This is a genomic window from uncultured Dokdonia sp., assembly GCF_947492815.1.
Lineage (GTDB): Bacteria > Bacteroidota > Bacteroidia > Flavobacteriales > Flavobacteriaceae > Dokdonia.
On sequence record NZ_CANLOB010000034.1, the window covers coordinates 37863 to 48125 of the forward strand.

Below are 10263 nucleotides of genomic sequence, written 5' to 3' on the forward strand. Positions count from 1 at the left end.
GTAACACTGCACTTTTCGAAATTTCAAAAAAGAATTATGTTGTTCAGAACAGCTCAAATATTTACTTTTTACAGAAGGCTTACAAGACAAGTATCTCGATATTTGAAAATAAAGACTCTAGATTTGAAAACATAGAGTGCTGTTCTCTTTGAGAATAAAAGAGTATTAGCAAGCTCAAAATCGTCTCAATCAGAGAGATTTATAGGAGTTAGTAGTCTTAGGGTAATTATTTATGTTAATCCTAGAATGAGATTCTAAGAGTTATTTTATATTTATAGCATTAAGTCCTACTCACATGAATAAAAGAATAGCCTATTCTATTATAAGTATCCTCATTTTTACTTTTTCCATAAAAGCGCAACAAGAATTTCAAGAAGATCTGATAAAATTAAGTTTTGAAGAATTAAAGGTTCGTATCAATGAGCATGCGCAAGATTCTATAAAAGTTGTAAACTATACAGATGCCTTTTTTTTGAAAGCAAAAAAATTAAAAGACACAAATAATTTAGCTAGAGGTTATTATTATAGAAAAATATCAGGAGGTAAGTACAAAAATAGAATTGATTTATATGATTCCATTTTAGCATTAGAAAAAAGCCTTTTAGATAAGAATTTTATAGCTATAGCATATCATGATAAAGGAAATTTTTATTACAATCAATTTCATTATGATAAAGCACTTACTAATTACTTAAAATCATTAAGTTATCTCAAAAATAAAAAAAAGGAGTACCTTAAATTTTCATTAAACTTACAAATAGCCAATATAAAATTACGCATAGAACAGAATGAAGAGGCATTAGATATTTTAAAGAAATCTTATAAAATAGCGCAAGAAAAAAATTACAAAGAAAAATATCTATATAACTATAATCGGACACTGTTAGTACTATCTAATGCACACAGAAAACTAAATCATATAGACTCAGCACTAACGTATACTAAAATAGGAATTCAAGAAAATAAAGAAAAAAACGATGATTTTTATTACCGCTTCTTGTTATTAGAAGGGATATTAGAATTAAATAAAGTATATACTCCATCTACAATATCAAAAATACAAAAGGCTATTACTTACTTACACAATGTAAATGCAACAACAAGCATTGATCAAAAAGTAATTATTTCACTGGCTTACTATCATATTGGACTGGCGCACTTAAATAATAACAATTACACAAAAGCCATAGAGAGTTTTCATCAAGTAGATACGACAATAGGTAATTCAGTAGCTATACTACCTGAAACTATACAAGGATTCCATTATCTAAAAGAATATTATAAGAAAAATGAAAATTCTGAAAAGGCATTAGAATATGCTAATAAAATTATATCATTCGATAGCATATTTAATACCCATTATAAAAATATTGATAAAGACATCAAAAAAGATTTTGATATTCCTTTTGCTGTGGAAAATGCAAATCAGAAAATCAGTAAAGGGTATATGATAATAATTAGAATAAGTGTTCTATTAGTCCTTATAGTTACTATTATTCTAATCTTACAATTAGTCCAAAAGAATAAATACAAAAAACGTTTCAAACAATTAGTAGTAGAAACCACACCTCAAACCACACAAATTCAGTCTACCACGAATAATGAAAAACCTGCTATTCCTGAAGAGGTTTTTACAAAAGTTAAAGATTGTCTTGAACTATTCGAGAAAGAAAAACAATTTCTTGACAAAACTATAAATTCTACAAAATTAGCAAAGACCATAGGTACGAATGGTCCTTATTTCTCAAAAGCTTTTAAGTATTTAAAAAACGAAAGTTTTAATGTGTATTTACGTAATATTCGCTTGGATTATGCATTGGAAAGATTAAGAAACGATAAAATGTTCAGAAAGTATACTATCAAAAGTATTGCCCATGAATCAGGTTTTAATAATCCAGAATCTTTTTCTAAATATTTTTATAAGAAATACAAAATATACCCTTCATTCTTCATAAAGCAACTAGATAAAGTAAAAGAAAACAAGTAGCTAATTATCAATACATTAATAGTCTTTGTTTTAAAATATCGACAACTACCCTTCAATATTTCCCTTTATGTTTAAGATTAAAATGTATGTTTACTATATAAATAATAACAATAGATACTTATGAAAAAACAAAGAAAAAAATTAGCCTTGGATACATTTAAGATTGCAAAATTAACAACAAGTTATTCATTGATCATAGGTGGAAGTAGATCAGGTCATAATACTATTAATCATTACTCACTCGGGTGTCAACCACAATCTCAAACTGAGCCACAATCTGACCCTCCTACTACGAAAGATCCACAAGATTCTACTTTTATATGTACCAATGAAGAAGTTACAACGTATGGAACTTGTTAATCTTGATACCTATATAAGATTGACTAAAATATGAGGTAATCTTTTTCATATAGATAACAGAGAAAAATTTTAAAAATCTAAAACTTATTATCAAATTTAAAAGAACGCTTTTTTTAAGATATTACATTAAGAAATGAATAACATCAAACAATGAAAAAAGAAAAAACAAAATTACCGTTAGAAAAGTTTACAGTAGCTAATTTAGCTCAGGATAAAGTTTTTGGAGGAAATGCAAATCAGTCTGTAGTTGACACAAAGAATTCTTCCATTCCATGTGCCGATGAATTTTAACTTTTTTAAAACAGCATACTAAAATCATATAGCCTATTTCATAAAAACAGGCTATTTTTGTGTGATGTCTAGAAGAAAACAAAACCGCAAAGTTTTTACCGAACTTGAAGTAACCGATGCAGGAGCAAAAGGCAAAGCTATCGCACATGCACCCGACGGAAAAGTCGTTTTTATTAATAATGCTGTACCTGGCGATGTCGTAGATGTGCAGACTACAAAAAAACGTAAATCTTACTATGAAGGAACGGCTACGCATATTCATACGCTTTCGCGAAAGCGTACCCAACCACAGTGCCAACATTTTGAGGTATGTGGCGGTTGCAAGTGGCAACACATGGACTATACATACCAATTAGAATATAAACAACAAGAAGTTGTAAATAATCTGACGCGTTTAGGCAAAATAGAACTTCCAGAAGTAACCCCTATAGCAGGTAGTGCTACTCAATACTTTTATCGTAATAAGATGGAATTTGGTTTTTCTGATAGTAAATGGCTTACGCTAGAACAAATCAAAAGCGACGAAGTTATAGAAGATCGAAATGCATTAGGGTTTCATATTGCTGGGATGTGGGATAAAATTCTAGATATTGAAAAATGTCATTTACAACAAGATCCTAGTAATGCCATACGTAATGGCATAAAAGTATTTGCATCTCAACACAACATGCCGTTCTACAATGCTCGTAATCAAGAAGGCTTATTACGTACCTTAATGATACGTACCTCCTCTACTGGAGAACTCATGGTACTAGTTCAATTTTATAAAGAAGATGTAAAAAACCGTATCCTCCTACTCGATTATTTAAAAAATGAATTCCCAGAAATCACATCACTTCTGTATGTTATAAATTCGAAAGGGAATGATACTATTTATGATCAAGAAGTAATTTGTTACCACGGAAGAGATCATATTTTTGAAGAAATGGAAGGCTTACAATTTAAAATAAACGCTAAGTCTTTTTATCAAACTAATTCTGCTCAAGCCTACGAACTTTATAAAATTACAAGAGATTTTGCCGGATTGACTGGAAATGAGCTTGTATATGATTTATATACTGGTACAGGTACTATTGCACAATTTGTTGCAAAAAAGGCAAAGAAAGTAATTGGTGTAGAAGCAGTACCAGATGCGATTGAAGCTGCCAAAGAAAATGCAGAACGTAATAATATTACAAATGCTGAGTTTTTTGTAGGCGACATGAAAAAAGTCTTTAATGAACAATTTATAGCCACTCACGGAATACCAGACATAATTATTACAGACCCTCCAAGAGATGGTATGCATGCAGATGTGGTTAAACAAATCTTAAACATTGCGCCACAAAAAGTAGTTTACGTAAGTTGCAATAGTGCAACACAAGCACGTGATCTTGCGTTACTAGATGAAACATACAAAGTAACCAAAGTGCAACCTGTAGATATGTTTCCGCAGACACATCACGTAGAAAACGTTGTATTACTAGAAAAAAGATAATACATGAAATTTAAAGTATCCATAGGACTACTAATAAGTGCGTTATTAATATCCTCTTGCGAAAGAGATGACATATGCGCAGAAGTGACACCTGTCACTCCATTATTAGTCATCGATTTTTTTGATATAGAAAATCCAACAGAACCTAAAACACCTGTAGATTTATCTATTATAGAAGTAAATGGTGATACCCTAGATGGCTCTCCATTTAATAGCGCTACAATTTCTATTCCTTTGAGAACTAATGTAGATGTAACTGATTTGCTTTTTGTATTAAATACAGGTGATGAAAGTGAAGAAACTGCTGAAAATATAGATGGCGTAAACTTAAATTATGTACGTATTGAAGAGTATATAAGTAAAGCATGTGGATTTAGAATTACCTATGATGCATTAGATGCAACCCCTAGCTCGCAAGAGGATAATTTTTGGATAGAAGAAGTACGAATAATTAACACAACTGTAGAAGATGAGACTTCAGCACATATTCAAATTTTTCATTAGTCTATCTATCATTTTTATGAGTACAATACTTAGTGCTCAAGAGAATGAAGAAACTACAGAAACAGACAGTAAAGAGACCACATCACAAAATGTTCAGTATTATGGATTGCGCGTAGGAATTGACCTTTCAAAACCTGTACGCAGCTTTCTAGATGATCAGTATACTGGTCTTGAAATTGTAGGAGACTTTAGAGTGAGCAATCGTTATTATATAGCTGTAGAATTAGGAAATGAAACATTTACAGTAGATGAGTTTTCTAATATAGATGTAACCTCTTCTGGTTCTTATATAAAAGCTGGATTTAACTATAATGCTTATAATAATTGGTTTGGCATGAACAACCTTATTTATGCAGGAGTTCGTGCTGGTTTTTCAACATTTACTCAAGATTTAAATACGTATATAATTTCTACATCCAATACTTTCTTTGAAGAAGATATACGCACAGAAACTAGAGAGTTTGATGGCTTAAATGCTACTTGGTTAGAATTTCAATTAGGTATTCAAACAGAATTATTCAGTAATTTCTATTTAGGAATCAATCTTCAGGTTAAAAATAGAATTACTGAGACAGAGCCTGATGGATTTGAAAATGTATACATTCCTGGATTTGGAAAAACTACAGACGCCAGTAAGTTTGGTGTTGGTTATGGATATACACTATCTTATCTTATTCCTATTTTCAAAAAATAAGAATGTGTTTTGGGTCCGCTTTCGCGAAATCTAGCTTGCGAGACCTGCCTTCCGACAGATAGGCTCACAACCAAAAGGGAGAACGCAGGGTTAAAACCTATGACTTATTTTTCTTTCGTAAATAATAGGTCGTCTGCTGTTTCACTAGTATATAATGAATCGAGAAAAGAAAGAAACGCTTCTTTAGAAGTGTGTAAGTCTATTTCCTTTTTCTGTCCCACAAATCGAACCTTATCAAAATGAGGAAGAATAAGGTCTACAAATTCTTTATTAGTCGCTCCTGATACATTTTTAAGATGATGTGGTACATATTCAATGTATAGCATCTTAACGTCTGTCAAAATATCTTGCATTCCTTGCAATGCAAAGTATTCAGCTCCTTCTATATCAACAATAATATGATCTGGTTTCGGTAAGTTTTCTTTTTGAATATGATCATCTAAACGAATCATAGCTACCTCTACCGTATCTGGATTATCATGAGAATACAAATAACTATCCTTTAAAGGTTTTATCTTACTCCCCCCACTATTCAATGTATTCTTATAGAAAGAAATTTTCTTTTCGGCATCTCCTACGGCAAAATTAAAAAGCGTTGCATTCTCTAAATCATTTATCAATACATTTTTAGAGACATATCCAAAGGTATCTGGGTTTGCCTCATATCCAACAATCGTTTTACACTGTTTTCCTATAGGAACCAAGAGTGTTCCAATATGAGTTCCTAATACATATACTGTATCATCCTTATGAATATAGGTTAATAGTTCTTTAATCTCTGAAATATTCCATCCTCCTTTAAAACCAAGATAACGCCCTATTGTATAATCATCTATAGGTGCTAGTATCATTCCATTTTCAGTATCATAAATAACACCTTTTGCATGATCTCCTAATACTTTTTTTCGAAGTTTTATTTTAAACTGACGCTTCTTAACCTTTATTTTTCTCATATCTAAGTACAGATAAAATCGTATTTATGATTGTTGGTGTTTTGCTTTTCGGCTTCCTTCGTACATTTCATATTTTACAAATCTACTCTCTAAGCTACCATTATATAACTTAATTTTTCGACTTGGCCGTAATCCCACATGCTTTAAAGCTTCCATATTAGAGGTAATAAACCATGCATGTGATCCTGGATAACTAGATTTGAGTGTATCTCCAATTTCTGCATAAAAAGCTTCCATGGCAATAGGTAATCGTTCTCCATAAGGAGGATTAAACACCAATTGCAAAAAGTCATTTCCTTCTTTTTTAGAATCAAAGAAGTTTTGCTCTTTAATGGTTATAAAATCTTGTAGCTGTGCATTTTTAACATTATCTCTTGCTTTACTTATCACTGAAGGCGCTTTATCGTACCCTATAATTTTATATTTAAAATCTTTTACTTTTTTAAGTGCAGATTCTTCAATAAGATCATATAAATCTGGATCCCAATCGTCCCATTTTTCAAAGGCAAATTCTTTTCTATTCAAGTTAGCAGGTACATTTGCTGCAATCATTGCTGCTTCTATAAGCATTGTTCCACTACCACACATAGGGTCTAGTAAATCACTCTGTCCTTCCCATCCACTCATCAATATTAATCCTGCAGCAAGTGCTTCATTAATAGGAGCAATATTAGTTGACGTTCTATACCCTCTATGATGCAAAGAAGCACCACTACTATCTAGAGAGATGGTACACCAATATCCTTGTATATGTACATTAAGACGCACATCTGGATGTTTTGTATCTACATCTGGTCGTACATCTTCTTCTTTTCTAAATTTATCTACAATGGCATCTTTTACCTTAAAAGACACATATTGTGAGTGTGTAAATATATCACCACTCACGGTCGCATTAATAGCAAACGTAGTTTTGACATTCATAAAAGAACGCAGATTCATTTTTTGAACGCGACGGTATAGTTCATCTTCGTTCATAGCTCGGAATTCTGCTATAGGTTTCAAAATTTTAATAGCTGTACGACAACAAAGATTTGCCTTATACATAAAACCCTTATCCCCTTCAAAAGAAACATTACGCACACCTACTTCTACATTTCCAGCACCTAGATTGCGTAATTCATTTGCCAAGATTTTTTCGAAGCCATAAAATGTTTTGGCTACCATCCTAAAGTTTTGGTTTCGTCCACTCATATACCACAAAAATACATTAATTTTACCCACACAACCTTACAAAACAAATAACCTTTGACTGCAATCTTATTACCTCTTTTTGCTGTTATAGCTGGATTTTTAATTGCGCTAGTGCTGAAACCGTCTATTGGCAGTAAAATCAGCATATTACTATCCTTTAGTGGTGCCTTTTTATTATCTACAATTATTTTTGAATCGTTGCCTGAAGTTTATAGTAATCAAGATAATGAAATAGGGATTTTTATAGTCGCGGGATTACTCATGCAAATCCTATTAGAGTTTAGCTCCAAAGGAGCTGAACATGGACATACTCATCAAACGAATAGGGATAATTTTCCTTGGTTACTCTTTATAAGTTTATCCATACATGCCCTTATAGAAGGGTTCCCTGTTTCTGAAAATGACCATATGTTATATGGAATTGTAGTTCATAAATTACCTATTGCTATTATTATTTCTTCATTCCTACTTGCTTCTAAAATAAAGTTATGGAAATCTATTATGTTCATAATAGTTTTTGCTTTAATGACCCCTTTAGGTAGCTATATTAACCAACAAGCTTTTATTTTAGAATCTTATAAAACATCTATCAATGCTTTTGTTATAGGAGTACTTCTTCATGTCTCAACTACAATACTTTTTGAAAGCTCCAAAAACCATCAATTTAACGCCTCAAAACTAGCAGTTATCATTTTAGGGTTTATTATTGCGTATTATCTATAAACAGGATTTTCTTACTAATAAGCGCTGTAATAACGAAGCTAAAATTTTGTTAAGTATAATTTATCATCTAATTTTAGACCCTCACTAAAAAAACAATTACAATGGGGAAAAAATTATTTATAGCAGTATTTGCTATCCTACTTATTATAAGTTGTAGTACTGACAACGAAGACAATCAAACAGTAACCATAGACGAAAGTATTCCAGAGATCGCAAACTTAGTAACGCATGTTGCTGCAACAGAATTTGACGATTCAGCGCAAGGAAAATATGTAGGTGTATTTGGTCATTATCAAAATTCAGATTTACACGGTAAAATATACATTAACGCTGGCATGGATACTAGGTATTCAGCACTTATTGAGCTTGTAAACGGAGAGACTTTAAAATTTAAAGGAGTTCCTCAATCTAGAAGTGCCGAAATTATTTATTTTGAAGGAGAAGCAGGAAGTTTCGATATCAATTTTGAAGATTATACAAATCCACAAGCATCTAACGTGTTTATCAATAGTGTAAATACAGAAGCATATATTACACTTGTTAAAAGTACACAAGGGTCAGATCCTTTAGTTTTTATGGGAACATACGTAGATGACATGGATGCTACATTTTTTGGAAATTGGGATTTAATTGCAAATCCTGCCACAATTACAAGTACTCCTTTTACAACAACGATATCAGGTTTTTCTGTTAGTGGAAATGCAGTGTCTCAAGAGGTTGTAACCATGTCTATAAGTCATGCAGGTTCTACAGATCCTTTTGTGATAAATGAAGCAGATGATTTTGATACAAATGCTGCTGCAGGTTGCACACCAGTAGGTGTAGATATACCAACTACAGAACCTGTGATCGCAGATATTATTGTAACTGCACCTTTTCCTTTAGGTGATGTTGCAGATGTTCTAAGCGCAGGAGGGCAAACTTCTATGATCAATGGTATAGAAGCTACTTGGAACTTTAACTATACTTCATCAGTAACCAATCCTCTAGGTGCAGATCTACCTGAAACATACATAAATAATGATTGTAGTGCTGCTACATCAGGAACTTGGTCTTGGAATGGAAGAACTGGTACTACTACAGCTTTATAAATTAGAGTATAGTTCATAATAATACAAATGAGGATTCATAAGTTGTGAATCCTCATTATTTTTATACCATGTTTAGTAAAGAGCAATCAAAAGAAATACGACAACAGTTTTGGATATTTTTTGATAAACGATATCCTAGAAAATGGCTTTTGTATCATACAGGTATTAAAGATGTGAGCCTAAAGTTTGATTTTGACACAAAAAAAGCAATCGTAGCCATAGATTGCACCTCTAACGATGAAATTTACAGAACATATTATTTTGACAAACTCTTAAGTCTCAAAAACATTCTTAAAGAAGAAGTATCTTCAGACCTTAAATTTGAAGAACATTATTTACTTCCTAGCGGCAAATCCATTTCTCGTTGTTATCTTCAATTAGAAGGAGTTAATATTCACAATAAAAATACATGGCCAGTAGTATTTGATTTTTTTAATACTTACATGGATAAACTGGAGCATTTTTATATCGAATACAAAGATTATATTACTTCTTAAATAAAAAATTCTCTAACACTTATTCTTTATTTTTTGCTTACGCGAAAAGCAAATTAGGTTCTTTCAATAAAAAAATCATATATCGTACTACATAAAAGGTAGGAGTTTTTACTCTTATCTTGTTTATATACTATACATTCTTATTTTAATGAAACATAAAGTAAGTAGGTAATTAGACAATCTGCCCCTAAAAAGAAACATTAAAAGACATGTAACCTCAAAATCCTGGCTATAAATAGTCAGGATTTTTTAGTTAAGTTATTTATACTATATCTCTAATAAGTTATAGAGATATTCTTCCTTTTCTCGCTTTCGCGAAAAAACAATTAGCATGTATCTCTTGTAAAATGAAATGAGATGTTAAGACCAAGATGATCTTTATCGTTTTGCTTTAAGTTTACAGTATAAAAAAAGATCTAACACATAATTGTATTAGACCTTAAAAAAGCGATGTCTCTACGCTCCACTCGATGTAGCACTCTCCTTCATAAA

11 protein-coding genes are annotated in these 10263 nt (G+C 31.5%); 9 read left to right on the plus strand and 2 right to left on the minus strand.

Annotated features, from left to right (window positions below; all coding sequences use genetic code 11):
* Window positions 1–295: 295 nt before the first annotated feature.
* The 6 genes from Q1A01_RS21345 (at window position 296) to Q1A01_RS21370 (ending at window position 5313) form a co-directional block, all read left to right on the plus strand.
* Entirely contained in the window at window positions 296–1987 is a 1692-nt protein-coding gene (locus Q1A01_RS21345; protein ID WP_299684933.1) for a helix-turn-helix domain-containing protein, read from the plus strand.
* 120 nt (window positions 1988–2107) lie between these two features.
* Window positions 2108–2347, plus strand: a complete 240-nt coding sequence (locus Q1A01_RS21350; protein ID WP_299684935.1) for a hypothetical protein — start codon at window positions 2108–2110, stop codon at window positions 2345–2347.
* A gap of 150 nt (window positions 2348–2497) precedes the next feature.
* On the plus strand, window positions 2498–2638 hold the full coding sequence (locus Q1A01_RS21355) for a hypothetical protein (protein WP_299684937.1): 141 nt from the start codon (window positions 2498–2500) through the stop codon (window positions 2636–2638).
* A 64-nt stretch (window positions 2639–2702) separates the two neighbouring features.
* A complete protein-coding gene (gene rlmD, locus Q1A01_RS21360) occupies window positions 2703–4115 on the plus strand; it encodes a 23S rRNA (uracil(1939)-C(5))-methyltransferase RlmD (RefSeq protein WP_299684939.1) in 1413 nt (470 codons plus the stop codon).
* 3 nt (window positions 4116–4118) lie between these two features.
* Window positions 4119–4619, plus strand: a complete 501-nt coding sequence (locus Q1A01_RS21365; RefSeq protein ID WP_299684941.1) for a DUF6452 family protein — start codon at window positions 4119–4121, stop codon at window positions 4617–4619.
* A 16-nt stretch (window positions 4620–4635) separates the two neighbouring features.
* Window positions 4636–5313: a DUF6048 family protein gene (locus tag Q1A01_RS21370; RefSeq protein WP_299684943.1), complete on the plus strand. Its 678-nt coding sequence runs from the start codon at window positions 4636–4638 to the stop codon at window positions 5311–5313.
* Window positions 5314–5417: 104 nt separating this feature from the next.
* On the opposite strand, the gene Q1A01_RS21375 is transcribed toward Q1A01_RS21370, so the two are convergent.
* Together Q1A01_RS21375 and Q1A01_RS21380 are read right to left on the minus strand one after the other, a co-directional pair.
* A complete protein-coding gene (locus tag Q1A01_RS21375) occupies window positions 5418–6266 on the minus strand; it encodes an FkbM family methyltransferase (protein WP_299684945.1) in 849 nt (282 codons plus the stop codon).
* Window positions 6267–6290: 24 nt separating this feature from the next.
* Window positions 6291–7460, minus strand: coding sequence for a THUMP domain-containing protein (locus Q1A01_RS21380; protein ID WP_299684947.1), 1170 nt, complete (start codon window positions 7458–7460; stop codon window positions 6291–6293).
* 54 nt (window positions 7461–7514) lie between these two features.
* Between Q1A01_RS21380 and Q1A01_RS21385 the strand changes: the two genes are divergently transcribed.
* From Q1A01_RS21385 to Q1A01_RS21395, 3 genes are all read left to right on the plus strand, one after another.
* Window positions 7515–8183 (plus strand): ZIP family metal transporter, encoded by a 669-nt coding sequence (locus tag Q1A01_RS21385; RefSeq protein WP_299684949.1) that lies wholly within the window; start codon window positions 7515–7517, stop codon window positions 8181–8183.
* Window positions 8184–8284: 101 nt separating this feature from the next.
* Entirely contained in the window at window positions 8285–9274 is a 990-nt protein-coding gene (locus Q1A01_RS21390; protein ID WP_299684951.1) for a hypothetical protein, read from the plus strand.
* A 68-nt stretch (window positions 9275–9342) separates the two neighbouring features.
* On the plus strand, window positions 9343–9771 hold the full coding sequence (locus tag Q1A01_RS21395; protein ID WP_299684953.1) for a DUF4268 domain-containing protein: 429 nt from the start codon (window positions 9343–9345) through the stop codon (window positions 9769–9771).
* Window positions 9772–10263 lie beyond the last annotated feature (492 nt).

Bases quoted from the DNA above. Each gene is read 5' to 3' on its own strand.
- Q1A01_RS21350 (WP_299684935.1), top strand. From the start codon at position 2,108: ATGAAAAAACAAAGAAAAAAATTAGCCTTGGATACATTTAAGATTGCA.
- Q1A01_RS21345 (WP_299684933.1), top strand. From the start codon at position 296: ATGAATAAAAGAATAGCCTATTCTATTATAAGTATCCTCATTTTTACT.
- Q1A01_RS21390 (WP_299684951.1), top strand. From the start codon at position 8,285: ATGGGGAAAAAATTATTTATAGCAGTATTTGCTATCCTACTTATTATA.
- Q1A01_RS21375 (WP_299684945.1), bottom strand. From the start codon at position 6,266: ATGAGAAAAATAAAGGTTAAGAAGCGTCAGTTTAAAATAAAACTTCGA.
- Q1A01_RS21395 (WP_299684953.1), top strand. From the start codon at position 9,343: ATGTTTAGTAAAGAGCAATCAAAAGAAATACGACAACAGTTTTGGATA.
- Q1A01_RS21355 (WP_299684937.1), top strand. From the start codon at position 2,498: ATGAAAAAAGAAAAAACAAAATTACCGTTAGAAAAGTTTACAGTAGCT.
- Q1A01_RS21370 (WP_299684943.1), top strand. From the start codon at position 4,636: ATGAGTACAATACTTAGTGCTCAAGAGAATGAAGAAACTACAGAAACA.
- Q1A01_RS21380 (WP_299684947.1), bottom strand. From the start codon at position 7,460: ATGAGTGGACGAAACCAAAACTTTAGGATGGTAGCCAAAACATTTTAT.
- rlmD (WP_299684939.1), top strand. From the start codon at position 2,703: ATGTCTAGAAGAAAACAAAACCGCAAAGTTTTTACCGAACTTGAAGTA.
- Q1A01_RS21365 (WP_299684941.1), top strand. From the start codon at position 4,119: ATGAAATTTAAAGTATCCATAGGACTACTAATAAGTGCGTTATTAATA.